Here is a 26516-nt window from a genome sequence, read left to right as displayed (position 1 = left end):
AGCCAACCCACCGGCACCGGGCCGTAAGGCCCGGTCTGCGGCGAATCCCCCAATGGCTTCCATAGAACCAGTCTGATGAGGGGGTCTGACATTTATTAGCCCGTCCGCAGGCTTCTCGAAAACTTTTCCGCGGGTCCAAATCAACACCGGCCCATCGACATGCCGCGAAGGCCGGGCTTAGAATACGCGCGTCGGGGGACCCGATTTTCGGACCATATATATCGGTCTCAATGTTCTGGATGCGCAGCATTGACATTGGAGACGGTATGGAAAAGCAACGAGCACTCTTGGCGGCTGTCGCGGCTGCCTCACTCCTCTTGTCGGCGTCCCCGGCGGGCCACGCAGCCCCGGCAGACAAAGCAGCAGAAAGCCGGTCCGCACCGACCGTTCTCACCAAAGGCCTGCTGAGCCCGCTCCACCTCAGCGACGGACCGGACGGTTCGGTTCTGGTCAGTGAGGAATTCGCGGGGAAGCTGACGAAAGTTGCTCGGGACGGCAGCAAGTCGATGGTTTACGGGAACGCGGCCTGGGACGTGGCCGGCAGCGACCGGGGTGGCCGCACCATCTATCTGGCCGAGAGCCAGGGCGCCGGCCCTATGGATCCGAGGCCACTGGCCGGACACATCAGAAGCATCAGTGCCGACGGCAAGCACCGCACCTTCGGCGACCTCGCTGCCCTTGAGGTGAAACACAACGCAGACGGCGGTACTAGCTACGGCTTCAAGGACCTTCCGGCTGCCTGCGCGGCCAAGCTGCCGAAGGATGTTGAGGCCTCCTACAAGGGCCACATCGATTCGCATCCGTATGGAATCGAGGTTTACGGGAACACCATCTACGTCGCCGACGCCGGGGCCAATAGCATCGTGTCGGTCGACGTGAAGTCAGGCAAGGCTGAAACTGTAGCCGTGCTGCCGCCCCGCCCGCACAAATTCACCACAACAGAAACCGCGGCACTGAAACTCCCGGGGTGCGTCGCAGGCCATACCTACCGGTTCGAGCCCGTGCCTACTGACGTGGAGCGCGGATCGGACGGCTGGCTGTATGTATCGGTGCTGCCCGGCGGACCGGAGGACCCGGCACTGGGTGCCCGCGGAGCTGTGTACAAGGTCAACCCCCACAACGGCCGCACCAAGCTGTTCGCCGATGACGTGATGTCACCCACCGGCCTGGACATGGACGACGACGGGAACGTGTACGTCGCGTCCCTCTTCGGCAAGGGTGTGCTGAGGCTGTCCGCACATTCAAGCAAGCAGACGGTAGTGCTTCCGGGCGCGCTCACGGCCGACGTCGACATCAGGGGCGGGTCCATCTATGCGACGGTCAACTCGCTGCCGGCACCGAACGCGGCGCCGGACGGCCGTGTCGTGAAGGCCCCACTCGACGACTAGCAAATTGTGTGCAGCCACAAAGGTTAGGGGCAGCAACAAAGAAGGGTGCGGACGGATTAGTTAATCCGTCCGCACCCTTTCAGCGCCTAATGGCATGAGCTCTGCGGTGCAAAAACCGCAACGTTAGCGGTTCCGGTCCTCATCGATGGCGTCGTCATCCGCCAGGTCGAGGTCCTCTTCGTCGAAGTCGTCTTCGTCGATATCCACGTCCGGTTGGACGTCACTCTTGTATGGGTCAGCGTCGCCCGCGGGCTTGGCGTTTCTGGCTAGTTCAGCCACCTCGGCATCGCGCTGCTTCGCGGTGCGGAGCAGTTCTTCGAGGTTGGACGCGTTCACGGGGATCTGGTCGGCGACGAACTCAAGCGTCGGAGTCAGCCGGGCGGTGATGTTCCGGCCCACTTCCTGCCGGAGCACGCCCTTGGCCTTCTCCAGTCCCTTGGCCGCATCAGCCTGCAGGGCTTGGTCGCCAAACACGGTGTAGTAGACGGTGGCATGCTGCAGGTCATTGGTAACACGGGCATCGGTGACAGTAATGCCCTCAAGCCGAGGATCCTTCACCTTCCGGCCCAAAGCCTCAGCAACAACAACCTTAATCCGCTGCGCCATCTTGGCAGCGCGTGCCGGATCAGCCATTTTTACTCCTAGAAATTTTAGGGCACGACGGCGGCCGGAAAGGCTGCGTCGCACTGTTCAGTTATCTGCCACGCACTACGGCGAGCTAACGACGGCTCCCGTTGGATTTTTCCGGCGGCTCTTGGAGCCGATGTGAAGGCCCGGGAGTGGCATCGGGCCTGCCGGAGCTGGGTGACGAACGTCGACAGACGTTCGCCACCCAGCGGAGGGGCGGGGCCCCACATCGGCGGAAAGTGGGGGCCGTCGGAAAAATCCAACGGCCCCGCACTTTGGAAACGATAAACCGCTTAGACGCGCGGCTTCTCGCGCATCTCGAAGGTCTCGATGATGTCGCCTTCGGTGATGTCGTTGTACGAGCCCAGTCCGATACCGCACTCGAAGTCCGTGCGGACCTCGGTGGCGTCGTCCTTGAAGCGCTTGAGCGTCTCCACCGTGAGGTTGTCGCCGATGAGCTTGCCGCCGCGGGTGATGCGGGCCTTCGAGTTGCGTCGGATGGTGCCCGAGCGAACGATGGAGCCTGCGATGTTGCCGAACTTGGAGGAACGGAATACTTCGCGGACCTCGGCGGTGCCCAGCTGGACCTCTTCGTACTCCGGCTTGAGCATGCCCTTGAGGGCTGCCTCGATGTCATCGATTGCTGCATAGATGACGGAGTAGAAGCGCATGTCCACGCCTTCGCGGTCTGCCAGCTCGGCAACACGCTCGGCGGGCTTGACGTTGAAGCCGATGATGACGGCGCTGTCGACCGTTGCCAGGTTGACGTCGTTCTGCGTGATCGCACCGACACCGCGGTGGATGACGCGGAGCTGTACGCCTTCGCCGACATCGATCTTGAGCAGCGCGTCCTCGAGGGCTTCCACGGCACCGGACACGTCACCCTTGAGGATGAGGTTGAGGGTGTCGATCTTGCCTTCGGCGACGGCCTGGTCGAAGTCTTCCAGGCTGATGCGCTTGCGGCGCTTGGCCAGGGCGGCGTTGCGGTCGGCAGCTTCACGCTTCTCGGCGATCTGGCGGGCCGTGCGCTCGTCGGAGGTCACCAGGAAGGTGTCACCGGCGCGCGGCACGTTGGACAGGCCGAGGACCTGGACCGGACGGGACGGCAGTGCGACGTCGAGTGCCTCGCCGTCCTCGTCGAACATGGCGCGGACGCGGCCGTGGGCCGTGCCGGCCACGATCGTGTCGCCGACGGCCAGGGTACCGGACTGCACCAGGACGGTGGCCACGGAACCGCGGCCCTTGTCCAGGTTCGCTTCGATGGCGATGCCTCGGGCGGCCTTGTCCGGGTTGGCCCGCAGGTCCAGCGCGGCGTCGGCGGTCAGGAGCACAGCGTCGATCAGTTCGTTGATGTTCAGGTTCTGGCGGGCAGAGACCTCAACGAACATAGTGTCGCCACCGTATTCTTCCGGAACCAGACCGTACTCGGTGAGCTGGCCCTTGACCTTGTCCGGGTTCGCGCCTTCCTTATCGATCTTGTTCACGGCCACGACGATCGGCACGTTGGCCGCCTGGGCATGGTTGAGGGCTTCAACGGTCTGAGGCATTACGCCGTCGTCCGCTGCCACAACCAGGATGGCGATGTCCGTGACCTTCGCACCACGGGCACGCATGGCGGTGAACGCTTCGTGGCCCGGGGTGTCGATGAAGGTGATGTCGCGCAGCGCACCCTCGTGCTCGTGGCTGATCTGGTAGGCACCGATGTGCTGGGTGATGCCACCGTGCTCGCCGGCAACGACGTCAGAATTACGGATGGCGTCCAGCAGGCGGGTCTTACCGTGGTCAACGTGGCCCATGACGGTGACCACCGGAGGACGAGCCTCGAGGTCTTCATCGCCTTCGGCTTCGAGCTCGGCTTCGAAGTCGATGTCGAAGGTGGAGAGCAGCTCGCGCTCCTCGTCCTCCGGCGAAACGACCTGCAGCTTGTAGCCGAGTTCCTCGCCAAGGAGGGCAAAGGTGTCCTCGTCCAGCGACTGGGTTGCCGTTGCCATTTCACCAAGGTGGAAGAGCACCGTAACCAATGCGGCGGGGTTCGCCTCGATCTTGTCAGCGAAGTCCGTGATGGACGAACCACGGCGAAGCCGGATAACGGTGTTGCCGTCGCCGCGGGGTACGCTCACGCCACCCAGCGACGGTGCGCTCATCTGCTCAAGTTCCTGGCGCTTTGCGCGCTTCGACTTGCGCTGCTTGCCGCGGCCAGCGCCGCCCTTACCGAACGCACCCTGGGTACCACCGCGACCGCGGCCGCCCTTGCCGAAGCCACCGCCGGCCGGAGCACCGCCGCCGCCACCGGGACCACCGGTTCCGGGAGCGCCGGGACGGCCGGGACCGCGTCCGCCGCCACCGGGACGGCCGGCACCTGCAGGTGCGGGACGCTCGGTGCGGTTAGGCATCATGCCAGGCGTGGGCCGGTTGCCTCCACCGGCACCCGGACGGGGACCGCCGGGACGGGGGCCGCCTGCGCCGGCCGCAGGACGCGGACCGGGCGTTGCGCCGGGACGCGGAGCACCGGGACGGGGTCCGCCTGCACCGGCTGCCGGACGCGGACCGCCGGGACGCTCGCCGTCAGTGCGGCCGCCACCTGGACGAGGCATGCCCTGGGAAGTTGCAAACGGGTTGTTGCCCGGGCGCGGCGGACGTTCGCCGTCTCCACCGCGGCCGCGGGGCATGCCCTGGGACGTGGCGAAGGGGTTGTTGCCGGGGCGGGGACCACCGGGACGCGGAGCGCCGCCCGGACGTGAGGGGGTCTCAGCCTTGGGCGCGGGGCGTGCTCCCGGCTTGGCACCGGTGGAGGGCGCAGCGGGCGTCGAGGCAGCCGGAGCTGCCGGGGCGGCGGGAGCAGCCGGAGCTGCAGGCGCCTCAGCCTTGGGGGCTGGTGCCGGTGCCGGAGCCGGAGCAGGCGCCGCAGCCTTGGGGGCAGCGGGGCCGGGAGCCGGCGCGGGACGGGATTCCGCCGGCTTGGCCGGGGACTTGGGGGCGGCTGCGGGGGCTTCGGACTTCGAAGCGGCGGCAGCCGGGAACGCGTTGCGGAGTTTCCGCACCACGGGGGCCTCAATGGTGGAAGAGGCGGAGCGAACAAATTCGCCCAGTTCCTGCAGTTTGGTTACTGCATCTTTGGAAGTAATACCGAGCTCTTTTGCAAGCTCATGTACGCGGACCTTGGCCACATTTCTCCTGTCTCGGTCCGCACCGAGCCAGGCACGAACCGTCTACTTCTTACTGCGGGCCCCCGCTGCGGTTACAGCTGAAAGGCCCATTGCAGAGCGCAACAAAGTTGTCATCGTTACGCGCTCATCGCTGGGAACTCATCGGGTTTCCATCAGATTTCTGACCCGCTTTCAGGTTGGACGGTTGGTACTGCAGACGCCGGGACATCCGCAGCGTGCGCTCCTGCCGTTATCCGGCGTTCGACGGCGGCCGTTCCGGTTGACCCGTTGAGGGCTCTCCCGAAGGCTCGCCGCTTGACCGCCAGGGCCAGGCACGCTTCGCTGGGGTGCAGCCATGCACCCCGGCCAGCCATCCGGCGTCGTTCATCCACCACGACGGCGGACGAACCGCCGGTGTCGGAGACGAGCCGGAGCAACTCTGACCGCGGCCCCTTTTTCCGGCATCCAATGCAGGTACGCTGCGGCTGATTCCCGAGTTGTTGCACGTGTGCCACTGCCGAGTATCTTCCTGCCTGTACCTATCTGCCTGACCGGCGACCCGCAACTGCCTTTCGGCAGGTCCTGCTTGCGGCAGGAACCCGGGCGCACGAACACGCTGATGCCGGCCGCTAGGCGCGGCCAAGTTCTATTCTAGCCCCTCAGGGGCCCCATACCCGAAACCGAAAACCGAAACTGCCCGCCGCGGGGGGCGGGCAGATCGGCCGAGGTCAGGGCTTGTGCCGGACGGGCTGACCCCTGCCCGGCGCAGCGCTAACCGCGGGGAGCGGCGGCGTCGGAGACGATATCGATGCGCCACCCCGTCAGCTTGGCGGCGAGGCGGGCGTTCTGGCCCTCCTTGCCGATGGCAAGGGAGAGCTGGTAGTCCGGCACCACGACTCGGGCCGAGCGGGTGGCCTCGTCGGTGATGGTGACTGAATTCACACGCGACGGCGACAGTGCGCTGGCGATGAAGGTGGCCGGATCCTCGCTGAAGTCAACGATGTCGATCTTTTCGTCGTTCAGTTCGGTCATGACCGCCCGCACACGCGAGCCCATTTCGCCGATGCAGGCACCCTTGGCGTTGATGCCCTGGGTGTTTGCCTTGACCGCGATCTTGGTGCGGTGGCCGGCTTCGCGGGCCAGGGCGACGATCTCCACGGAGCGGTCGGCGATCTCAGGGACCTCCAGTTCGAAAAGCTTCCGAACCAGACCCGGGTGCGAACGCGACAGGGTGATGGACGGGCCCTTGGTGCCGCGGTGCACGTCGATGACGTATGCGCGCAGCCGGTTGCCGTGGATGTACTTCTCCCCCGGCACCTGCTCGGGCGGCGGAAGCAAAGCTTCCACAGCGCCGAGGTTGACCTGGATCATGTGGGGGTTGTTGCCCTGCTGGATCAGCCCGGCAACGAGTTCACCCTCGCGGCCCTTGAATTCGCCCAGGACGTTGTCGTCCTCAACGTCGCGCAGCCGCTGCAGGATGATCTGCCGGGCGGTGCTGGCGGCGATGCGGCCGAATCCGGCCGGCGTGTGCTCGAACTCGCCAATGGGTGCGCCGTCGTCGTCGATCTCGGTGGCCCAGATGGTCACGTGGCCACTCTTGCGGTCCAGCTCCGCGCGGGCCTTCTCGAAGGCGCCCGGCGACTTGTGGTAGGCGACCAGCAGGGCCTGCTCGATCGTGGGAATGAGGAGATCCAGCGGGATTTCGCGCTCACGCTCCAGGAGTCTCAGCGCGCTCATGTCAATATCCATCAGGCCTCCTCAGAAGGTCCATTGTGCTCAGTTTCCAGACCGGCCTCGTCGAGGCGGCTGAACTCAATTTCGACTTTTCCGCTGCGGATCTTGTCGAAAGGAAGCTTTACGGGGTCGCCCTGCCTGGGCTTCATGCCCTTTTTCACGGCGATTTCGGGAACCAGGGTCACGCCGGCGTCGTCAACGGAGCTGATCCTGCCTGTGACGTTCTCGCCCTGGATCACGTTGACTGCAACCATCCGGCCGCGGGCGCGGTGCCAGTGGCGGGGCTCGGTCAGCGGCCGCCCCACGCCGGGCGATGAAACCTCAAGATCATACGGACGGCTGTCCGTGCTGGGGTCGCTGTCCAGGATGTCGGAGAGCTCCTTGGAGATGTCGGCGATGACGTCAAGGCTCACCCCGCCTGTTTCTTCCTGCGGCAGATCCACCACGACGTGGACCACGCGGTTGGAACCTGCGATGTGGATGGCAACATCCTCGAGGTAAAGCCGGTGCGACTGGACTGCGGGCTCCAGCAGCGCCCGGAGACGCTCAGCCTCGGGATTGTGGACAGCCGCGGGTTCAGCCTTTCCCGCGCCGGTCCGGTCTGATGAAGTCGTGGCTTCTGCATTACTCACGATGCCGGCCGCCTCCCGCTAGATGATGTTGTGTGTACTAGCGTAGCGATTTTCCGGGCGGCTTGGTGCACGGACTTCCCCGTGGCCGTGACAACATGGTCTGTTGTGAATGACGACAGCGGGCGAAAAAGAACGCCGGCCAGCTATCTCCGGTATGGCCTGCTGGCACTCGCCGCATTCCTGGTGCTGAGCCTTGGCTTTGCGCTGATTCCGCGGGAATCCCCTGCCCCTGCACCTCCTCCATTCTCCGAGCAGGCGCGCGCCGCCGCCCTCGCTCAAACCCTGGATCTGAGGGCTGCCAGCCAGCAGCTCGCGGACGGGTCGTCCGGCGCGCGGCGGCAGCAGTTTTCGCACACTGTGACTTTGCTGACTACGCAGGCACGGGCGCTCCTTCTTCCGGGCGGCGCCACCGCGACTTCAGCGCCGGGTTCAGGTTCAGAGGCCGGGGCAGGATCAAAGGCCGGGGCAAAGTCAACGGCAGGGGCGCCGGGAACTGCCGGTCCGTCCGCCGCCGCATCATCGGAGACAGCGACGCCGCGCCCGGCCACGCTGCCCGCGCTGGTGGCTGCATTGTCCACGAGTGGCAAGGAGCGCCTCACCCATGCAGAGAAGGCCGACGGCGGGATGGCCCGCCTGCTCGCCGCGGTAGGAACCGCCCAACTGCTTCAGGCGACGACGCTGGCACAGGTTGCGGGGACGCCGCCGCCAGCCGTTTCGGCACCGGTGACAACCCAGCGAAACGCGGCCACGGCGTGCTCCGTCCCCAGCTCGTCGAGCAACAGCGCATCGGGCAACAGCGCCGAGGCAGGCGGTAACGCCCAGCCAAACGACAGTAACCAGTCCACCAAAGCACCGGACCCGCCTGACAGCGCCACGGTCGCCGCGGCCCTGAACCGGGTGGTTCGGACAGAAGTTGAGACGGTGTACGGCTACCAGGTAGCGCTGACCCGCCTGACCGCGCCGGCCGCGGAACAGGCGAGGGCCCTGCTCTCCACGCATGAAACCCTCGTTGGCCAGGCCGAGGCCTACACCCGCGCTCATTGCGTGTCAGTTCCTCCCCGTGAACCGGGCTACACCCTGGGCACCTCGTTCCTGCAGAAGCCGGCTGCGGGACTGGCCAGCCTTGAAGCAGGAACGCTTCCGGTCTACGGCGACCTTGTGGCACTGAGTGAGGGGGAGACCCGGCGGTGGGCTGTCACCTCGCTGGTCGCGGCTGCCCAGCGGACCATGCGCTGGGGGTCCGATCCCGGTCCCGTACCCGGCATTGTGCTGGACACCGCGCTCCTGCCGGAGCTTCCGGAACCGGTTGCGCCCTCAGTGCGCCAGACCGACGGCGGCGCGGCGGCAACACCCGCCGCACCCTAAGCGCGGGCTGGTCGGCGACATCCTACTGGCAGCCTGCTGCTTCGAAGTGGTTTGCTGGAGCCATGGATTCAGCGGACAGAACTGCGTTGCCCCCTGAGGGGCAGCACGCCAATGAGCCCCACAGCAATGACCTCGTGCACCGGCTGAACTGGCTGCGTGCAGGTGTCCTCGGAGCCAACGACGGGATTGTGTCGGTCGCTGCGATTGTGGTGGGCGTGGCCGGTGCTACCAGTGACAATGGGCCCATCCTCGCGGCCGGTGCTGCCGGACTCGTGGGTGGTGCCGTATCCATGGCCTTGGGTGAGTACGTCTCCGTCAGCAGCCAGAGCGACAGCCAAAAAGCGCTGATCGAGAAGGAACGGCGCGAACTCGCCGAGGAACCGGAAGAGGAGCTGCTGGAGCTCACCGCGATCTACCGGAGCAAGGGCCTTAGCGAGGAAACAGCCCGGAATGTGGCGCGCGAACTGACAGAGCACGACGCCCTCGCCGCACACCTGTCCGCGGAGCTCAATATCGACGAACAGGACATCGTGAGCCCCTGGCATGCCGCCTTTGCGTCCGCCATCGCCTTCACGCTGGGTGCCATCCTGCCGATGCTGGCCATCCTGCTCCCCCCCGAAAGCATTCGGGTTGCGGTGACTTTCGGAGCTGTCCTGTTGGCGCTGGCCGTGACGGGCGCCGTGGGCGCGTGGATAGGCGGCGGTTCGAAGACCCGGGCGGGCGCACGCGTGGTGGTCGGCGGCGGCGTTGCCCTGGCCGCGACGTTCACCATCGGCAACCTGCTAGGCGCCAGCGGCATCGTGTAGCAGTAGCGGCATCCTGTAGTCGTAAGCGGCGTCCTGGAGTTGCCACCCAAGCCATCGGCTAGGAGTTTTTGTCCATTTGTCGCGACTTCAACGGCGGCCTTCAGCGGCCATTATCTGGACAAAAACGCCAAGCCAAACGGAGCCGCCCGGCGTCCCCGATCCGCAAGGACAGCTCCACTACGCTGGAGCTGTGAGCCGGCCAGCAGACGTTCCCATCCCCCTGGACCTGACGCGCCGCTACTCCCGCAGCAGCGCCGGCAGGGCCTGGCTGGCGTCCCTGCCGGACATGATCCGCAGCCGGATCGACCAATGGCAGCTTGAGCTTGACCTGGAACCGGGAGCTTTTCCGTGGAGCGGACACGGCGCCGTTGTGGTCCCGGTCCGCGCGGCGGGATCGCCAGCAGCATTGAAGGTGGCCTTTCCGCATGACGAAGCCCTGGTGGAACGCCATGCGCTGGCACTGTGGAACGGCCATGGCGCGGTGAAGTTGCTGGCTTCCGACGCCGGAACGTGTTCAATGCTCCTCGAGCGGCTGGACGCGGGCAGGTCACTCCGGGCAGTGCCGATGGACACCGCCCTTGAGGTGTGGGGCGGGCTGATGCGGGAGCTGAGCCTCGTGCCCGACGCCCGGCCGCAGTGGCAGGAATTCGTTCACGTGGCCGCCCGTGCGGAACAGTGGAGCGACGACCTGCCTGCCGAATGGGAACAGCTGGGCCGCCCGTTTCCCCGGTGGCTGCTGGAGGCAGCACTCGAGGTTTGCCAGACCAGGGGCGCCGTGGGCCGCCGCTCCTCGGAGGACGTCCTGGTCAACACGGACTTCCACTACCTCAACATCCTGGCCAGGCCTGACTCCCGAGCGAACAATGCGGCAGGGAACCATTCGGCCCGGAATATTGTCGCCGACGGATTCGCCGCAATCGACCCCCAGCCGATGGTGGGCGAGGCGGAATTCGCCGTGGCTCCGGCGCTCTGGAACCGGATCCCGGACCTGCCGGCGTCTGATCCCGCCGCCGGCCTGCTGGCACGGTGCCATGACTTCAGTCTCGCGGCCGGGCTAGACCCGGAAGTGGCCCGGCAGTGGAGCCTGGCCCGGGAGGTGGATAACGCCCTGCACTACGCTTCGAGGCCGGGCCACGGCGGTGACATGGCCCGGTCCCTGTGGGTGGCCAGCACACTTGCCGGCCGGACGCTGGACGGGCTTCCGGCTGCCCACGACTTGCCCGAGCCGGGCGATGATGCCGTGAACACTTCGCCGTCGTAGGCTCCGGAGAGCATGGACCTCGAAGCACAGGACTGTCAGGGCACAGGCCGTCAGGGCACAGGCTGTCAGGACCGGCCCGACCGGACGGCTTCGACGGCTGTCCGCACCGCCTCCACCGCGGTGGTGACGTCATCCGCGTCGGTGGTCCAGTTGCTGACGGATATCCGCACCACGTCCCTGCCGTGCCACCGGGACCCGGACATCCATACCTTTCCGCCGGCGATGAGCCGCTCCGCCACACGCCGGGTTGCGGCGTCGTCGCCGAAGGCTACCGAGATTTGGGTGTAACCAACGTCGTTCAGGACTTCCACCCCGTCAATGGCCGTGAGCCGTTCCGCGAGCTGGGCAGCGGACATGGCAAGGCGGCGGATCTGTCCGGCCACACCGTCCCTGCCCAGGGACTTCAGCGCCGCCCACACGGGAACTCCCCTGGCCCTGCGGGAAAGCTCCGGAACCCGCTGGCTGGGATCACCCGAGCCGTCGGTGTCCTGGAGGAGGTAGCTGGCGTGCAGCCCCATGGCACTGCGCAAGGCTTCCGCGTCCCGGACAGCTACGACGCCGCAGTCGTACGGGACGTTCAAAGTCTTGTGGGCGTCTGTGGCCCAGGAGTCGGCCCGTTCCACCCCAGCGGTCAGCCCTGCGAGTTCCGGGACGGCTGCAGCCCAGAGCCCGAAGGCCCCGTCCACGTGCACCCAGGCGCCGTGTGCCTTGGACACCGCGATGGCTGCGGTGAAGGGGTCGAAGGCTCCGGAGTGGAGGTTTCCGGCCTGCAGGCAGACCAGCACCGGGGCCGGCCTCGGACCCTGGGATCCGCCAGATTGGTCAGCAAATGAATTTTCCGAGGACGCATGCTCGAGCGCGATCCGGTCCAGCGCACAGTCCAGCTCCGCGGCGTCGATGCGTCCCTGGCTGTCGGCCGGAACCACGGTGGGACTGCCCATTCCCAGGTAGCGCAGCGCGAGGTCCACCGTCTCGTGCCGTTCCTCCCCCACAAGGCAGTGGATCCGCGGAGCGCCGAAGAGCCCGTCACGTTCGATGTCCCAGCCGCCGTCCTTGAGAAGCCGCCACCGTGCGGCCGCCAGCGCGGTGAAATTGGCCATGGTGGTTCCAGTGACGAAGCCAACGTCGGATTCCTCCGGCAGGCCGAGCAACTGCAGCAGCCAATGGCCCGCGGCGTCCTCAATGGCGGCGATGGCTGGCGTGGCGTAGCGGAGCCCCGAGTTCTGGTCCCAGGAACTGACCAGCCAGTCGGCCGCCATGGCAGCCGGGAGGGTACCGCCGATGACCCAGCCGAAAAAGCGTCCGGATGGCATGGCCATGAGGCCCGGTTCGGCGTGGGTGGCCAGGTAATCCACGACGTCGGCCGGGGGCATGCCGGAGTGGGGCAGCGCTCCGTCGAACGCCGCGGCGAGTTCCCGGGCTGCCTGCTGCGGACCAACCCGGCGGCTGGGCTGGCTTTCCAGCCAGCGCGTCGCATGCCGGACGGCTGCAGCCAGGGCATCCCTGTACGGTTCCGCACCGGCTGACATAGAGGAATGCTACGCCGTCCCGGGACCGCCCGCGAGAACGTGACTGCGCGGGAAACCCGGCTCAGCGGAAGGCCAGCCCAGCCGGGAACCCAACTCAGGCGGGAACCCGGCCCAACCGGGAACTCAGCTCAGGCGAAGTTCTCCTGCCACACGTCGAAGGCGAGCTTGACGATCAGCGCGAAAACCACCACGAGGAACACCACACGGACAAACTTGCTCCCCTGCCTTACGGCGGTGCGGGCGCCGAGGTAGCCCCCGGCCATGTTCGCCGCGCCCAGCAGCAGGCCGACTCCCCAAAGCAGAGAGCCGTGTGGGAGGAAAAATATCAGTGCCCCGGCGTTCGTTGCCATGTTGACGATTTTCGCCTTGGCACTGGCCTCCAGGAAGGCGTACCCCATTGCCGAAACCAGCGCGATCACCAGGAAGGATCCGGTTCCGGGGCCGATCAGGCCGTCGTAGAACCCGATCACGGCGCCGATGGCGCAGGCCACCACGTAGTGTGTGTGGCCGCCGTGCCGGAGTTCGGTGAGGTGTCCGGCGTCGGGCCTAAGTGCCGTGAACAGCGCGACGGCCACGAGGGCCGCCACGATGATCGGCTTGAACACCTCCGCCGGCAGCCGGGTGGCCAGCAGCGCACCGCCGAAGCTGCCCGCCAGCGCAATCGCGGCCATCGGCACGGCCGTCCGCAAATCGGGCCGGACGCGGCCGTAGTAGGTCACGGCGCTGGTGGTGGTGCCGAAAATGGAGCCCATCTTGTTGGTGGCCAGTGCCTGTACCGGGGTGATCCCCGGCACGAGCAATAGCGCCGGCAGCTGCAGCAGGCCGCCGCCGCCCACGACCGCGTCCACCCATCCTGCGGAGAAGCCAGCCACCACTATCAGGACGATAGTGGCGAGCTGGATCGACTCAAACCCCGAAACCACCGGAAGGGCAGGCGGTCAGTTGCTGCGGACGGCGTTGACCACGTAGTCAACGGCCTTGTCCACGGCCACGTTCTCAGCCTCGCCGCTTCGGCGGTCCTTGATTTCGACGACGCCGTCCACCAGTCCACGGCCGACGGCAAGGATGGTGGGCACGCCCACAAGTTCGGCATCGCCGAACTTCACGCCCGGGGAGACCTTGGGCCGGTCATCGTAGATAACCTCCAGGCCGGCGCCTTCCAGCTCAAGGGCGAGCTGCTCGGCGGCGGCGAAGATCTCCTCGCCGCGGCCGACGGCCACGACATGGACGTCGGCCGGAGCCACCGAGCGGGGCCAGACGAGGCCCTTGGCGTCGTGGTTGGATTCTGCCAGTGCGGCGACGGCCCGGGTGACGCCCACGCCGTAGGAACCCATGGTGACCACCACCTGCTTGCCGTTCTGGTCCAGAACCTTCAGTTCCAGCGCCTCGGCGTATTTGCGGCCCAGCGCGAAGATGTGGCCCATCTCGATGCCGCGGGCGATTTCGAGTGGTCCAGAGCCGTCCGGGGCTTCATCACCGGCGCGCACTTCGGTGCACTCGATGACGCCGTCCCAGGTGAAGTCGCGTCCTGCCACAAGGTCATAGACGTGCTTGCCGGCCATGTTGGCGCCGGTGATCCAGGTTGTGCCGCTGACGACGCGAGGATCCACCAGGTAGAGGAGCTTGGCGGCGCCCTCCAGGCCAAGGAGGGGCGCGTCCAGCGACATCCCCGGGCCGAGGTAACCCCGTACGATGAGCGGGTTGCGGGCCAGGTCCTCCTCGCCTGCAGCTTCCACGGCGATTTCGCCAGCCACCGGGAGGTAGGCCCCGATATTGGCCTCGACGCGCTTGAGGTCAACGCCCCGGTCGCCCGGGACACCGAGCACCACGATCTGGCGTTCCCCGGTGGGGAGGGTAACGGCGAGGACAACGTTCTTGAGCGTGTCAGCGGCAGTCCACGGACCGCCGTCGGCCTCGCTGCGCGGCGCCAGCTCGTTGGATGCCTGCACGAGCGTGTCGATCGTAGGGGTGTTCGGGGTGTCGCGGATCACCGCTGCCGGGGAATTGGTGAAGTCGATCTCGGCGGGGGCCACCGTGGTTACGGCTTCGACGTTGGCTGCATAGCCGCCGGCCGAGCGCACGAAGGTGTCCTCGCCGACGTCGGTGGGGTGCAGGAATTCCTCGCTGCGTGAGCCGCCCATGGCACCAGCCGTGGCCGTCACGGGGATAACTTCCAGGCCCAGGCGCTCGAAGATCTTCAGGTACGCCGCCCGGTGGGCTGCATAGCTGGCGTCCAGCCCGGCGTCGTCGACGTCGAACGAGTAGGAGTCCTTCATGATGAACTCACGGCCGCGGAGGAGGCCGGCGCGCGGACGTGCCTCGTCGCGGTACTTGTTCTGGATCTGGTAGATGCTCAGCGGCAGGTCCTTGTACGAGGAGTACAGGTCCTTGACCAGCAGGGTGAACATCTCCTCGTGCGTGGGGGCCAGCAGGTAGTCCCCGCCCTTGCGGTCCTTCAGCCGGAACAGCCCTTCACCGTATTCGGTCCAGCGGTTGGTCGCCTCGTAGGGCTCCTTGGGGAGCAGCGCGGGGAAGTGCACTTCCTGGGCGCCGATGTCCGCCATCTCTTCCCGGATGATCTGTTCCACCTTGCGCAGCACGTTCAGCCCCAGCGGCAGCCAGGTGTAGATGCCCGGAGCCGCGCGGCGGATGTATCCCGCGCGCACGAGCAGCCGGTGGCTGGCCACCTCGGCGTCAGCGGGGTCTTCACGCAGGGTGCGCAGGAAAAGCTTGGAGAGTCGAAGAACCACGGGTAGGTGTCCGTTTCTGGGGGAAGTGCTGATTGTCTGGGTACTAATGTACCGGCTGGGCAGCAGCACAGGTTGCGGGCCCTGTGGGAGCTGAACAGGAAAGCCACGCCCCGCAGGTGAAGCCCCTGGCCGTTTACGGCTGGTCATCCCTGTGGCGGCGTGGCTCCGCGGCCGGTCATGCCGCTAATTCTCGAGAGACCACCCGGGTCCGTAAACCCGGTTAGAACGAACCTATGTGATAGCCGTCACCGATTTCAAATTCAGCTTGGCCGGTGCGGCCTCGACCGCCCGCTAAAAGAGAACGGTAGCGAAGGTCCCCACCTGCCGGAAGCCGACACGTTCATACGTTGCGCGGGCCCGGGAGTTGTAGTCGTTGACATACAGGCTGGTGACGGGCGCCATTTTCTGGGCCAGCAGCACCACGGCGGCCATGTAGCCGGCGCTCAGCCCGAGTCCCCGGTGGGTGGGGTTCATCCATACGCCCTGCACCTGGGTGACCTCGGCGGTGACAGCACCCAGCTCAGCCTTGAACACGACTTCGCCGTCCTTCAGGTGGACCAGAGAGTGTCCCTGCCGGATCAGGCCTGCCACCCGGCGGCTGTAAAAGTCGCGGCCGCCGAGGTAGGGCGAGTAGCCAACCTCTTCCTCGAACATCGCTGCACAGGCAGGGAGGATGGCGTCGAAATCCGCGTACTGCCCGTACCCCAACTCCCAGTTTGGTTCAACGGCCGGGGGGCCGGAAATGGTCATGAGCGGCTGGTCGGACCGTACCTCGTGGGCCACGTGGCCCAGCTCCTCCAGCCGGCTGTGCAGCGCCAGCACAGTGCCGGCCGGTCCGAAGATCGACGCGTACCGGCGCCCGGAGCGGTGGGCCGCTTCGGCTACCGGTCCGGCCAGCCCCGGGTCGAGCTGGACGGGAACCAGGTTGGCGCCTGCCCAGCAGGCGCCAACCAGCACGTCGTCGTCGAAAACGCCCAGGACGTTCGCTCCGCCCGGGGTAGGCGCGGCAGAGTCGGTTGACTCCAGGTGCGCCAGGATGAACACGTTGGCGACGGGATCGGTTTCTGCCAGTTCGCGCAGCTGACGGGTGTCCGCAACACCCAGCACCCGGACGGTGGCACCGTCGGGCGCGGCGCCGTCCTTATGAGACGCTAACCACGGGGCTACCCTTGACAGCATCTTCGCCATCGGCCTCCCCCATCTCTTCCGCGATACGCATGGCCTCTTCGATCAGTGTCTCAACAATCTGGCTCTCGGGAACAGTCTTGATGACCTCGCCCTTCACAAATATCTGGCCCTTGCCGTTGCCGGAGGCGACGCCGAGGTCAGCTTCCCGCGCTTCGCCCGGACCGTTGACGACGCAGCCCATGACGGCGACGCGCAGCGGGATCTCCATCCCCTCGAGGCCGGCGGTGACCTGTTCGGCGAGGGTGTAGACGTCAACCTGGGCGCGCCCGCAGGACGGGCACGAGACGATTTCCAGCTTGCGGGGGCGCAGGTTCAGCGACTGCAGGATCTGGTTGCCTACCTTGATCTCCTCAACGGGAGGGGCAGACAGGGACACGCGGATGGTGTCGCCGATGCCGCGGGAGAGGAGGGCGCCAAAGGCTGTGGCCGACTTGATGGTTCCCTGGAACGCGGGACCGGCCTCAGTGACGCCCAGGTGCAGCGGCCAGTCACCCTTTTCGGCGAGCATCTCGTAGGCCGCCACCATGACCACCGGGTCATTGTGCTTCACGGAGATCTTGAAGTCGTGGAAGCCGTGCTCCTCGAACAGCGAGGCTTCCCAGACCGCGGATTCGACCAAGGCCTCCGGAGTGGCCTTGCCGTACTTCTTCAGGATGCCCGGTTCCAGCGATCCTGCGTTCACGCCGATGCGGATGGACGTGCCGTGGTCCTTTGCCGCCTTGGCGATTTCCTTGACCTGGTCGTCGAACTTGCGGATGTTGCCCGGGTTGACGCGGACTGCAGCACAGCCGGCCTCGATGGCCGCGAAGACGTACTTCGGCTGGAAGTGGATGTCGGCGATGACCGGGATCTGCGATTTCCGGGCGATGATCGGAAGCGCTTCCGCGTCATCGGCGGACGGGCACGCCACGCGGACGATGTCGCAGCCGGAGGCCGTCAGTTCGGCGATCTGCTGCAGCGTGGCGTTGATGTCCGTGGTGGGCGTGGTGGTCATCGACTGCACGCTGATGGGGAAATCGGAACCGACGCCGACGGAGCCTACCTTGATCTGGCGCGTCTTGCGTCGCGGGGCAAGAACGGGCGGCGGTGCGGATGGCATTCCCAGGCTGACCGAGGTCACGTGGACTCCTTGAATTCGAAAATCGGTGGTGCGGGGCGGCTAGGCTGCGTGCTCAGCCAGGAGACCGGTCACGGGTGCCCATTCGGTGGTTCGCGTGCCGGAAATGACGCCCGCGGCCGCGAAGGGATCCTGCCGGAGGATCTCGTTGAGTGCGGCTTCGTCGGCCGCCTTGAAAATGAGCAGGGCGCCTGCGCCGTCGCCGTAGGGTCCGCTGGCCAGAAGCCTGCCGTCCTGCGCGAGTCCTGCAGTCCATTCGCGGTGGGCGGGGCGGGCGGCCGCGCGCGTTTCGGAGGACTCGGCGTCGTATACGTACTCAACAGCAAAAACAGTCATAGAGATACCCTATCCCGCGGCCGGGCTAGCCGAGGAGCACGACCTTCGTGAAGGCGGCAACTCCAGCCGCCCACAGCATGGAGGCCAGGGTGCCGATGATGAACCGCTCCGCGGCCACCGGCGTTTCCTTGAGTTCCGCGAACCGACCCAGGCCTTTGATGGCCACCACGTAGGCGATGGCCACGGGCTGCCCGGCCAGAATGGCGAGGCAGACTGCCAGCCGCTCGAGGACGCCAATGATGGCCCCGCCCCGGAGGATGCGTTTGGCCGACGCCTCGCCTCCAGGCGCCGGTGCGGCCGCACCACCAGCGTCCACCGTGATATCGCCGTTCACTGTATTCACCCGGTCCCCAACGGGCGGGCTGTCCCCTGCAGCCGGGCTGTCCGCTGCGGCCGGGCTGTCCACCGTCACGTCTGCCGAGGGGTCGTCGGCGCCGTCCCTGCCGGCGCTGGCGGCGGCGTCGGCTTTGTCGTCGATGGTGCGGGCCAGCCGGAAAACCAGGGCCGTGACAGGCCAGCCCGCGAATCCGGCCGTCAGCAGGGCGGCTGCGATCCAGACTGCGTTCACGCTTCTCCTCGGTTGTCGTCGCCGTCCTGAGTCCCGGGAGGTGCGTGTTCCAGGATGAGGCGGTGGGCGGTTGCCAGCAGCATTTCCACCGCCGGCCTTGCGGCCCATTCTTCCTGCCAGCCCGACCGGAGGACGGCCCGGCTCACCGATTGTTCCGTGATTCCCAGTTCCCGCGCCACCTGCTTCTGGCGTCCGTGGCGTCCGGGGCCCTGTTCGGTTGCTGCACCGCTCTTCCCACGGAGGGCATCCACCACGCGCCACTGGGCCTCGGTCCGTGACTGCACCAGGCCGCCGACCAACCGCAGCACCGCTTCCGCGTTGGCGCACGCCACGGCGGCCTCGCGGTCACGGCTCCCCGCGACCACGGCGGCGGGGACATGGCTCGCCGCCGACTTGGCACGCTCCACCGCCCGGCGGGCAGCGACAAAGGCCGGGCCGGACCCTTCGCGCGGGCTCGCACCCGGCGGCAGGGAGCCCGGGCCGACGCCGATCCCGACGTACCAGTGCCCGCTTCGCAGGGCTTGCAGGGCCACGTCAACCACCAGGGCAGGGTCCTGCAGGACGCCCTGCACTTCGTCACCCACGGAACGTTCAAAGCGGACACCAGGATAGCTGCCGAGGTCTGCGAGGAGCTCGGGCACGCGGTCCACGTCGCTGGTGCTGCCACGCTGGTCGATGGTCAGAACGTACATGAATGAACCGTATCCGGCTTATATTCTCAAATCAATCATTTAGGGCTGATTTTCAGTAATCAGCCAATCAAGGCTGAGGACCAGGGAACTAGCCGAAGAGATTCACCGGCTTCACGATGTCCGCATAGATCAGCAGCGCACCCATCCCAATGAGCAGTGCCGCCACCACATAGGTCACCGGCAGCAGCTTCGCGATGTCAAAGGCGCCGGGGTCGGGTTTGCCGAACAGCTTCGCCACCCGCCGCCTCACGGCCTCGTAGAGCGCGCCGGCCACGTGGCCGCCGTCGAGCGGGAGGAGCGGGATCAGGTTGAAGACGGCCAGGGCAAAGTTCAGCCCGGCGAGCAGTCCCACCAAGGCGGCAAGCCGGGCCTGGGCAGGCACTTCCTCCATGGCGGCCACCTCGCCCGCCACGCGGCCCACGCCCACCACACTGATGGGGCCGTTGGGGTCGCGGGGTTCTTCGCTGAAGGCCGCCTTGGCCACACCGGCCACCCGGGCCGGCAGGTTGAGGACCACCCCGGCAACCTGTTTGATGTTCTCCCCCGCCATGGGCAGGACGGACGACGCCGGCTGGGGAACCAGGGCGGTCTGCGCACCGATGCCCAGGAAGCCGACGTCCTGGTACAGAAGGGTCCCGGCGTCGTCCTTTGCCTGGCGCCCGTCCGGCCCGACGACCGGGCGTGCCGACAGAACAGGGGTGACGGTGCTGGTCACCGGCGCGCCGTCGCGCTCCACAGTGATGGACACTTCCTTGCCCGCGGAAGCGCGGATCCAGCCCGTGAGCTGGTCCCAGCTGGTCACGGTTTTTCCGTCGAAGGCGGTGATGACGTCGTTGGGCCTGAGCTGGGCGGCGGCGGCCGGAGTCGGCTTGCAGTCGGCCGAGTTCGGATCGACCGTCTCCCCCGCCTTCACCTGGCACTTGGAAACATCGGCGATGGTGGTGGTGGGCTCCGAGATGCCGAACCCCATGAGCAGTACGGCCGTGAGCACGAGGCCGATCAGCAGGTTCATTGCCGGGCCGCCCAGCATGATGATGATCTTCTTCCAGACCGGGAGCCGGTAGAACACGCGGTTCTCGTCCCCGGGCCCCACATCCTCATGGGCCATGGAGCGGGCCTCGCTGGCCAGCGTCTGGAACATGCCGGTGCTGGACGGGCGCACCGAGCCGTCCTCCTTGTTGGGCGGGTACATGCCGATCATTGAGACGTAGCCGCCCAGCGGCAGCGCCTTGAAGCCGTACTCGGTTTCGCCCTTTTTCGTCGACCAGAGGGTGGGGCCGAAGCCGATCATGTACTTGGTGACGCGCACCTTGAACAGCTTGGCGGGTACCAGGTGGCCCACCTCATGCAGCGCAATGGATACCGCGATGCCGACCGCCACAAAGACGACACCAAGGATAAAGAGGATAACGGGACTCATGCTTAAGATCTGCTGCTTCCTAGAGACTGCTCACTGCTAAACGTTCGTGGGTGCGCGCTCGTGCCCATTTCTCAGCATCGAGTACGGAGCCGACCGTTAGCCCGGAGGAACCCGAATGTTCGCCGAGGACGGCCTCGATGGTGTCCACGATGTCCGTGAACCGGATTCTGCCCGTATGGAAAGCCGTGACGGCTTCCTCATTGGCGGCGTTGAACACCGCGGGGTAGGTGCTGCCCTGCTTTGCCGCATCCTTGGCCAGCCGGACGGCGGGGAATGCGGAGGAGTCCAGCGGCTCGAACGTCCAGCTGGCGGCCCGGGTCCAGTCGCAGGGCGTGGCCGCGTTGGGCACCCGGTCCGGCCAGCCCAGGCCAAGGGCAATAGGCAGGCGCATGTCCGGCGGCGAGGCCTGGGCGATGGTGGAGCCGTCCACGAACTGCACCATGGAGTGGATCACGGACTGCGGATGGACCACCACGTCGATCCGGTCCAGGGGAATGTCGAACAGCAGGTGCGCCTCGATGACTTCGAGGCCCTTGTTCACCAGGCTGGCTGAGTTGGTGGTGACCATCAGGCCCATGTCCCAGGTGGGGTGGGCCAGCGCCTCCTCCGGCGTGACGTCGAAGAGCTGCTCGCGGGTGCGGCCGCGGAACGGTCCTCCGGAGGCGGTCAGGATGAGCCTGTCCACCTCCGCGGCGGTCCCCGAGCGCAGGCACTGGGCGATGGCGGAGTGCTCGGAGTCAACCGGCACGATCTGCCCCTCCGCGGCGGCGGCCTTGACCAGCGAGCCGCCAACGATCAGGGACTCCTTGTTGGCGAGCGCCAGGGTGGCGCCGGATTCCAGCGCGGCGAGCGTGGGCGCCAATCCGATCGAGCCCGTGATGCCGTTGAGCACCACGTCCGCCTTCACGGCAGCGATCCTGGTTGAGGCGTCGGGGCCGGCGATGATCTCGGGCCGGTACTGCCCCAGCCCCGCTGTCCGGGCGACGTCGTTGATCAGGTCCCGGAGCCGCCCGGGATCACCTTCGGCGATGCCGACGGCGGCGGCCCGCGTGTGGACGGCCTGCCGGGCGAGGAGTTCAAGGTTGCCGCCCCCGGCGCTCAGCGCCACAACCTGAAAAAGGTGGGGGGCGCCGTCGACGACGTCAATCGCCTGGGTGCCGATGGAACCGGTGGATCCGAGGATGACGATGGTGCGCGGCTGGCTGTCTGGACGGCTGGAGCCGGAAGTCTGCATGGCTTAAGTATCCCGCACCATTGGAGGCGGACGGACGCGGCACATCGCCGGCCGTACGTCTCATATCCCGCCGTCTTTTGCCACAAACGGCTGCTTATAGGACCGTTGAGCGGCCAGTTTTGGCAATTGCGCGAACGGCTTCCGAGCGGGCGACCTACGACGGACGAAGAAGGAGGGGCAGCTGGCCGCACCTTGACGCGCTTCCGGGCCGGGGTAACGTGGTGCCCGTGGACTGGGCCGCATGGTTCGATGCGCCGGACTATGAATTCGCCCGGCAGGTGCTGCAGCGCGGGGTCGCCGCACTCTATTTCGTTGCGTTCCTCTCCACCCTCAACCAGTTTCCCGCGCTCCTCGGCGAGCGCGGCCTCCTGCCCGTTCCGGACTACCTGAAGGCTTTCAGCCGGATGCGCAGGCCCACGCTGTTCCGCTGGCGCTACTCGGACCGGCTGTTGCGCACCGTCTGCACAGTGGGGCTGGCCATCTCCGGAGTCCTGGTCCTCGGCCTCCCCCAGCTGGGCCCGCCCTGGCTGCCGCTGATCGCGTTCCTGGCCTTGTGGCTGCTGTACATGTCGGTAGTCAACGTGGGCCAGACGTTCTACGGGTTCGGCTGGGAGATGCTGCTCCTGGAGGCCGGCTTCACCGTGGCGTTCCTGGGATCGGACCAGACCGATCCGCCCAGGACTATCCTGATCCTCGTGGCCTGGCTGGTGTTCCGGCTGGAATTCGGTGCCGGCATGATCAAGATCCGCGGCGGCCGGGAGTGGCGCGACCTCACCGCCCTGTACTACCACCATGAGACCCAGCCGATGCCCGGCCCCCTCAGCCGGCAGGCGCATCTGCTGCCGAAGCCCTTCCACCGGCTGGAGGTGGTGGGGAACCACTTCGCCCAGCTCGTGGTGCCGTTCTTCCTCTTCGCGCCGCAGCCGCTGGGCAGCATTGCGGCGGGCATCATCATCGTCACCCAGCTGTGGCTGGTGGCCAGCGGCAATTTTGCCTGGCTGAACTGGATTGCGATTGTGCTGGCCTTCGCCGGCGTCAGCGATCCCATGGCGCATGCGGTGCTGCCGGTCCTCCCGCTGGAATGGCACACCACCGGGGAGACGCCGCTCTGGTGGCTTCTCATTACGCTGGCCGCGTCCCTGCTCCTGGTGGTTCTCAGCTACTGGCCCGTCCGCAATCTGTTCTCGCAGTACCAACTCATGAACGCGAGCTTCAACCGCTGGCAGCTGGTCAACACCTACGGCGCGTTCGGCACGGTCACCAAGCAGCGCATCGAGGTGGCGGTGGAGGGCACCCTCGATGCGGAGCCGGACGAGGCGGCCGACTGGCGCGAATACGGCTTCAAGGGAAAACCGGGCGAGGTGCACCGGCTGCCCCGCCAGTGGGCGCCCTACCATCTGCGGCTGGACTGGCTTATGTGGTTCCTGCCCCTGCGCACGGTCCACGAGGAATGGTTCTACGCCTTCCTGGGCAAGCTGCTCGAGGCGGACGCGGCCATGCTGGGGCTGCTGCGCCATGACCCGTTCGACGGCGAACGCCCCCGCTGGGTGCGCGCCCGCACCTACCTGTACCGTTTCGCCACCCGGGCGGAGTTCCGGGAGACCGGACAGCGCTGGATCCGGACACCGCTGTACGAGGCGATCCCGCCCATCTCCCTGCGGGCACGGAAATGACGGCGTCCGGAATCTAGCGAGGACGACGGCGGGCTACCGGGCTGTGTGGAACTTACCGGGCTCGGCGGAGCACCGACTCCGCGTGCCGGAGGATGGGGCCGTCAATCATCCGGCCCTCGTACTGGAACACGCCGGTACCGGCTTCCTTTGCCGCCTCCAGCAGGTGCGTGGCAGCGGCCACGTCCTCGCCCGAGGGTGCGTAGGCGGACCGGACGGCGGCCACCTGGCTGGGGTGGATGCAGGCCTTGGAACCGAACCCTGAGGCAGCGGCGTCCCGGGCTTCCGCGGCCAGCCCGTCAAGGTCGGGGATGTTCACGTAGACGGCGTCCACGGCCTGCTTGCCGGCTGCGCCGGCTGCCAGGAGCACAGCGGAACGGGCGTGCAGGGCAACGGCGCGGTAGCCGCCGTCGTCGTTCCTGCTGGAGGTGCCGCCAAGGGAGGCGAGCAGGTCCTCCGCACCCCACATCATCGCCACCACGTTGGGTTCGGCCGCGATGGCGGGTGCGTGGACCACGCCCGCGGCCGTTTCGCACAAGGCAACCACGTGGAAGTCCGGCAGGGCCCGGAGCTGGCTCGCGCTCTCTGCCTTGGCGAGCATGACGGTGCGGTAGGGCGTGTGCGCCAGGCAGTGCAGGTCCTTCTCGAAGTCCTCGGTGCCGGCCGGGTTGATCCTGATGATGGTCCGGCTCGGGTCGAGCTCCGGCCCGTCGCCGGAGCCGCCGAGCTGGGCAAGGATGGCGCCCCGGGCCCGCTGCTTGTCCGGCCCCGCCACGGCATCCTCAAGGTCCAGGATGACGGCGTCGGAGCGCTCGGCGGCCTTTTGGAAGCGTTCGGGGCGGTCGGCAGGGCAGAAGAGCAGGGCAGGACCCATCACAAAAGTCATACTGTCATTGTCCGATTATTTGCCCCGCTGCGCCTCTATATGCGCCTCGCGCGTCCACATCAGGCAGCTGCGCGTGGCAGATGCAACCACCGTTCCGTCCTGGTTGCGGCCGGTGTGCTGCATGGTGACGACGCCCTGCCCCGGCCGTGACCCGGACAGCCGTTTGCCGGTGATGACGGTCTCGGTGTACAGCGTGTCACCGTGGTAGAGCGGGTGCGGGAAGGAGACGTCCGTCAGCCCGAGCTGCGCAATGATGGTGCCCTGGGTCAGCTGGCCGACGGACTGCCCCACCACCGTCGCCAGCGTGAACATGGAGTTCACCAGCCGCTGGCCGAAGGGCTGGCCCGCGCTCCAGGCCGCGTCCAGGTGCAGCCCCTGCGTGTTCATGGTCATGGTGGTGAACAGCACGTTGTCCGCCTCCGTGACGGTCCGGCCGGGGCGGTGGGCGTAAACGACGCCTTCCTCGATTTCCTCGAAGTAGAGTCCGCGCTGCTCGACCACCCGGGCACCGCCGGTGGTTGAGCCTGCCGAAACCGCGCTCATACGGTGAGTTCCTGGTCTTCCTCGAACAGCTCCGCACCGGTGGCCGCGGCAACATCTTCCGCGGACACGTTGGGGGCGAGTTCGCGCAGGACCAGGCCGTCCGGAGTCACGTCGAGGACGCAAAGATCTGTGATGATGCGGTCAACGCACGCCTTGCCCGTCAACGGCAGCGAGCAGCGGTCCACGATCTTCGGTTGCCCGCTGCGGTCCACGTGCTCCATCATCACGATCACTTTCTTGGCGCCGAAGACCAGGTCCATGGCTCCGCCCATCCCCTTGACCATCTTTCCGGGGATCATCCAGTTGGCGAGGTCCCCGTTGGCGGCCACCTCCATGGCACCGAGAACGGCCACGTCCACATGCCCGCCGCGGATCATGCCGAAGGACTGCGCGGAGTCGAAGAACGCGGCGCCCTTGTTGACGGTGACCGTTTCCTTGCCGGCATTGATGAGGTCCGGATCCACCTCGTCCTCGCCGGGGTAGGGGCCGACGCCGAGGATGCCGTTCTCGGAGTGCAGGACCACTTCAACGCCGGCCGGGATGTAGTTGGGGATCAGGGTGGGCATGCCGATGCCGAGGTTCACGTACTGGCCGTTGCTCAGCTCCTGGGCCACCCGGGCCGCGAGCTCATTGCGGGTCCAGCCCTTGCCCTCCGGGTGCGAGGAGGCGGCCCGGCGGTACTCGTGACGGACGGCCTCGGGACGGGGCGGCATTCCCATCGCGGTGTTCGGGTCCATGGCTACGCTCCTGCCTGTTCGGGGGTGCCGGTGGTTCCTGCAGCGGCGGTGCTTGCTGCCGTGCCGGTGCTCCCGGACTGGGTTGCGGCACCGGTTGCAGACGCCGCGGACAGTGCGACCGTCCGCTTCTCAATGCGCTTCTCAGACTCCGGCACCACCACCACCCGCTGGACGAAGATGCCCGGCAGGTGGACGTGTTCGGGATCCAGTTCGCCCGGCTCCACGAGCTCCTCCACCTCCGCGATGGTGATCCGTCCCGCCATGGCACAAAGGGGGTTGAAGTTCATGGCCGTGGCGTGGAAGACCAGGTTCCCGTGGCGGTCGCCCTTCCATGCATGGACCAGGCCGTAGTCGGGGGTGAGGGACTCCTCCAGGACGTAGTCGACGCCGGCAAAGCTCCGCACTTCCTTCGCCGGGGACGCGACGGCGATGCCGCCGTCGGCGTCGTATTTCTGCGGCAGGCCGCCGTCGGACACCTGGGTCCCCACGCCCGCCTTCGTGTAAAAAGCGGGGATGCCGGCACCGCCGGCGCGCAGCTTCTCGGCCAGGGTGCCCTGCGGGGTCAGGACCACCTCCAGTTCGCCGGCGAGGTACTGCCGGGCGAACTCCTTGTTCTCCCCCACGTACGAGCTGACGGTCCGGCGGATTCTGCCGTCCCGGAGGAGGATCCCCAGGCCCCAGTCGTCCACGCCGCAGTTGTTGCTGACAGTCTCCAGGTCCGTGGTGCCGCGGCGGTGAAGGGCGTCGATCAGCGCCACCGGGATCCCGCACAGGCCAAAACCCCCGACGGCGAGCGACGCGCCGTCGGCTATGTCGGCGACCGCTTCGTCAGCGCTGGCAACAACCTTGTCAATCATCGTTGATCCTTTCGGCGTCTCCACAGACTT

The 26516-nt window shown here is 66.9% G+C and carries 24 protein-coding genes; 5 read left to right on the top strand and 19 right to left on the bottom strand.

The annotated features are described in order from the left end of the window. Positions 1-266 precede the first annotated feature (266 nt). Positions 267-1388 carry a ScyD/ScyE family protein gene (locus tag ACHMXB_RS03235; RefSeq protein ID WP_395402725.1) on the top strand — a complete coding sequence of 374 codons (1122 nt, stop codon included), beginning with the start codon at positions 267-269 and terminating at the stop codon, positions 1386-1388. Between the two features lie 123 nt (positions 1389-1511). On the opposite strand, the gene rbfA is transcribed toward ACHMXB_RS03235, so the two are convergent. The 5 genes from rbfA to rimP form a co-directional block, all read right to left on the bottom strand. Next, positions 1512-2021, bottom strand: coding sequence for a 30S ribosome-binding factor RbfA (rbfA, locus tag ACHMXB_RS03230; RefSeq protein ID WP_395402723.1), 510 nt, complete (start codon positions 2019-2021; stop codon positions 1512-1514). 287 nt (positions 2022-2308) lie between these two features. Further along, complete coding sequence (infB, locus tag ACHMXB_RS03225) at positions 2309-5182, bottom strand: translation initiation factor IF-2 (protein WP_395402721.1); 2874 nt, start codon at positions 5180-5182, stop codon at positions 2309-2311. A gap of 152 nt (positions 5183-5334) precedes the next feature. Next, on the bottom strand, positions 5335-5667 hold the full coding sequence (locus tag ACHMXB_RS03220; RefSeq protein WP_307031735.1) for a YlxR family protein: 333 nt from the start codon (positions 5665-5667) through the stop codon (positions 5335-5337). 265 nt (positions 5668-5932) lie between these two features. Next, a complete protein-coding gene (gene nusA, locus ACHMXB_RS03215; protein WP_111902082.1) occupies positions 5933-6910 on the bottom strand; it encodes a transcription termination factor NusA in 978 nt (325 codons plus the stop codon). Continuing rightward, the gene (gene rimP, locus ACHMXB_RS03210) at positions 6910-7527 is read right to left on the bottom strand and encodes a ribosome maturation factor RimP (protein ID WP_395402719.1); all 618 of its coding nucleotides are present in this window, start codon (positions 7525-7527) and stop codon (positions 6910-6912) included. The genes nusA and rimP overlap by 1 nt, the downstream gene beginning before the upstream one ends. Positions 7528-7632: 105 nt before the next feature. Here rimP and ACHMXB_RS03205 point away from each other — a divergent pair, with 105 nt between their 5' ends. From ACHMXB_RS03205 to ACHMXB_RS03195, 3 genes are all read left to right on the top strand, one after another. After that, positions 7633-8892, top strand: a complete 1260-nt coding sequence (locus ACHMXB_RS03205) for a DUF4439 domain-containing protein (RefSeq protein WP_395402717.1) — start codon at positions 7633-7635, stop codon at positions 8890-8892. Positions 8893-8954: 62 nt separating this feature from the next. Further along, positions 8955-9698 carry a VIT1/CCC1 transporter family protein gene (locus tag ACHMXB_RS03200; protein WP_395402715.1) on the top strand — a complete coding sequence of 248 codons (744 nt, stop codon included), beginning with the start codon at positions 8955-8957 and terminating at the stop codon, positions 9696-9698. 190 nt (positions 9699-9888) lie between these two features. Beyond that, positions 9889-10959 (top strand): aminoglycoside phosphotransferase family protein, encoded by a 1071-nt coding sequence (locus tag ACHMXB_RS03195; RefSeq protein ID WP_395402713.1) that lies wholly within the window; start codon positions 9889-9891, stop codon positions 10957-10959. A gap of 65 nt (positions 10960-11024) precedes the next feature. Here the strand turns inward: ACHMXB_RS03195 and ACHMXB_RS03190 are convergent, their stop codons facing one another. The 10 genes from ACHMXB_RS03190 to dxr form a co-directional block, all read right to left on the bottom strand. Next, complete coding sequence (locus tag ACHMXB_RS03190) at positions 11025-12488, bottom strand: pyridoxal phosphate-dependent decarboxylase family protein (RefSeq protein ID WP_395402711.1); 1464 nt, start codon at positions 12486-12488, stop codon at positions 11025-11027. A 128-nt stretch (positions 12489-12616) separates the two neighbouring features. Next, positions 12617-13411, bottom strand: coding sequence for a sulfite exporter TauE/SafE family protein (locus ACHMXB_RS03185; protein ID WP_395402709.1), 795 nt, complete (start codon positions 13409-13411; stop codon positions 12617-12619). 15 nt (positions 13412-13426) lie between these two features. Continuing rightward, positions 13427-15238 carry a proline--tRNA ligase gene (locus tag ACHMXB_RS03180; RefSeq protein ID WP_395402707.1) on the bottom strand — a complete coding sequence of 604 codons (1812 nt, stop codon included), beginning with the start codon at positions 15236-15238 and terminating at the stop codon, positions 13427-13429. 291 nt (positions 15239-15529) lie between these two features. Beyond that, entirely contained in the window at positions 15530-16417 is an 888-nt protein-coding gene (locus ACHMXB_RS03175) for a GNAT family N-acetyltransferase (protein ID WP_395405097.1), read from the bottom strand. Continuing rightward, the gene (gene ispG / locus ACHMXB_RS03170) at positions 16380-17546 is read right to left on the bottom strand and encodes a flavodoxin-dependent (E)-4-hydroxy-3-methylbut-2-enyl-diphosphate synthase (RefSeq protein ID WP_003805892.1); all 1167 of its coding nucleotides are present in this window, start codon (positions 17544-17546) and stop codon (positions 16380-16382) included. Before ispG ends, ACHMXB_RS03175 begins: the two co-directional genes overlap by 38 nt. A gap of 39 nt (positions 17547-17585) precedes the next feature. After that, on the bottom strand, positions 17586-17879 hold the full coding sequence (locus ACHMXB_RS03165; RefSeq protein WP_111902073.1) for a YciI family protein: 294 nt from the start codon (positions 17877-17879) through the stop codon (positions 17586-17588). Between the two features lie 25 nt (positions 17880-17904). Continuing rightward, positions 17905-18447 carry a hypothetical protein gene (locus ACHMXB_RS03160; protein ID WP_395402704.1) on the bottom strand — a complete coding sequence of 181 codons (543 nt, stop codon included), beginning with the start codon at positions 18445-18447 and terminating at the stop codon, positions 17905-17907. Further along, on the bottom strand, positions 18444-19139 hold the full coding sequence (locus ACHMXB_RS03155; protein WP_395402702.1) for a MarR family transcriptional regulator: 696 nt from the start codon (positions 19137-19139) through the stop codon (positions 18444-18446). The genes ACHMXB_RS03160 and ACHMXB_RS03155 overlap by 4 nt, the downstream gene beginning before the upstream one ends. A gap of 88 nt (positions 19140-19227) precedes the next feature. Beyond that, positions 19228-20559, bottom strand: a complete 1332-nt coding sequence (locus tag ACHMXB_RS03150; protein WP_395402700.1) for a M50 family metallopeptidase — start codon at positions 20557-20559, stop codon at positions 19228-19230. Positions 20560-20578: 19 nt separating this feature from the next. Beyond that, positions 20579-21793 (bottom strand): 1-deoxy-D-xylulose-5-phosphate reductoisomerase, encoded by a 1215-nt coding sequence (gene dxr, locus ACHMXB_RS03145; RefSeq protein ID WP_395402698.1) that lies wholly within the window; start codon positions 21791-21793, stop codon positions 20579-20581. Positions 21794-22020: 227 nt separating this feature from the next. On the opposite strand from dxr, the gene ACHMXB_RS03140 reads away from it, so the two are divergent. Further along, a complete protein-coding gene (locus ACHMXB_RS03140; protein WP_395402696.1) occupies positions 22021-23466 on the top strand; it encodes a lipase maturation factor family protein in 1446 nt (481 codons plus the stop codon). Positions 23467-23518: 52 nt separating this feature from the next. On the opposite strand, the gene ACHMXB_RS03135 is transcribed toward ACHMXB_RS03140, so the two are convergent. From ACHMXB_RS03135 to ACHMXB_RS03120, 4 genes are read right to left on the bottom strand one after another with little or no spacing between them, the layout of a single operon-like run. After that, positions 23519-24349 (bottom strand): HpcH/HpaI aldolase/citrate lyase family protein, encoded by an 831-nt coding sequence (locus tag ACHMXB_RS03135; RefSeq protein ID WP_395402694.1) that lies wholly within the window; start codon positions 24347-24349, stop codon positions 23519-23521. 15 nt (positions 24350-24364) lie between these two features. Continuing rightward, on the bottom strand, positions 24365-24892 hold the full coding sequence (locus ACHMXB_RS03130; RefSeq protein ID WP_395402692.1) for a MaoC family dehydratase: 528 nt from the start codon (positions 24890-24892) through the stop codon (positions 24365-24367). Further along, a complete protein-coding gene (locus ACHMXB_RS03125) occupies positions 24889-25629 on the bottom strand; it encodes a CoA transferase subunit B (protein WP_395402690.1) in 741 nt (246 codons plus the stop codon). The genes ACHMXB_RS03130 and ACHMXB_RS03125 overlap by 4 nt, the downstream gene beginning before the upstream one ends. A gap of 2 nt (positions 25630-25631) precedes the next feature. Continuing rightward, positions 25632-26486 (bottom strand): CoA transferase subunit A, encoded by an 855-nt coding sequence (locus tag ACHMXB_RS03120; RefSeq protein WP_395402688.1) that lies wholly within the window; start codon positions 26484-26486, stop codon positions 25632-25634. Between the last annotated feature and the right edge of the window lie 30 nt (positions 26487-26516).

It is taken from the genome of Arthrobacter sp. UC242_113 (genome assembly GCF_044054585.1).
In the GTDB taxonomy this organism is placed as follows: Bacteria; Actinomycetota; Actinomycetes; order Actinomycetales; family Micrococcaceae; genus Arthrobacter.
Note: the sequence above shows the minus strand (reverse complement) of the source record. Positions and strands in the feature narration are given on the sequence as shown.

What these genes read in the sequence shown, in the direction of transcription:
- ACHMXB_RS03165 (WP_111902073.1), bottom strand. Translation starts at nt 17,879, where the DNA reads ATGACTGTTTTTGCTGTTGAGTACGTATACGACGCCGAGTCCTCCGAA.
- ACHMXB_RS03150 (WP_395402700.1), bottom strand. Translation starts at nt 20,559, where the DNA reads ATGAGTCCCGTTATCCTCTTTATCCTTGGTGTCGTCTTTGTGGCGGTC.
- ACHMXB_RS03135 (WP_395402694.1), bottom strand. Translation starts at nt 24,349, where the DNA reads ATGACTTTTGTGATGGGTCCTGCCCTGCTCTTCTGCCCTGCCGACCGC.
- ACHMXB_RS03120 (WP_395402688.1), bottom strand. Translation starts at nt 26,486, where the DNA reads ATGATTGACAAGGTTGTTGCCAGCGCTGACGAAGCGGTCGCCGACATA.
- ACHMXB_RS03130 (WP_395402692.1), bottom strand. Translation starts at nt 24,892, where the DNA reads ATGAGCGCGGTTTCGGCAGGCTCAACCACCGGCGGTGCCCGGGTGGTC.
- rbfA (WP_395402723.1), bottom strand. Translation starts at nt 2,021, where the DNA reads ATGGCTGATCCGGCACGCGCTGCCAAGATGGCGCAGCGGATTAAGGTT.
- ACHMXB_RS03200 (WP_395402715.1), top strand. Translation starts at nt 8,955, where the DNA reads ATGGATTCAGCGGACAGAACTGCGTTGCCCCCTGAGGGGCAGCACGCC.
- ACHMXB_RS03190 (WP_395402711.1), bottom strand. Translation starts at nt 12,488, where the DNA reads ATGTCAGCCGGTGCGGAACCGTACAGGGATGCCCTGGCTGCAGCCGTC.
- dxr (WP_395402698.1), bottom strand. Translation starts at nt 21,793, where the DNA reads ATGCAGACTTCCGGCTCCAGCCGTCCAGACAGCCAGCCGCGCACCATC.
- ACHMXB_RS03125 (WP_395402690.1), bottom strand. Translation starts at nt 25,629, where the DNA reads ATGGACCCGAACACCGCGATGGGAATGCCGCCCCGTCCCGAGGCCGTC.
- nusA (WP_111902082.1), bottom strand. Translation starts at nt 6,910, where the DNA reads ATGGATATTGACATGAGCGCGCTGAGACTCCTGGAGCGTGAGCGCGAA.
- ACHMXB_RS03155 (WP_395402702.1), bottom strand. Translation starts at nt 19,139, where the DNA reads ATGTACGTTCTGACCATCGACCAGCGTGGCAGCACCAGCGACGTGGAC.
- ACHMXB_RS03235 (WP_395402725.1), top strand. Translation starts at nt 267, where the DNA reads ATGGAAAAGCAACGAGCACTCTTGGCGGCTGTCGCGGCTGCCTCACTC.
- ACHMXB_RS03175 (WP_395405097.1), bottom strand. Translation starts at nt 16,417, where the DNA reads ATGCTGTCAAGGGTAGCCCCGTGGTTAGCGTCTCATAAGGACGGCGCC.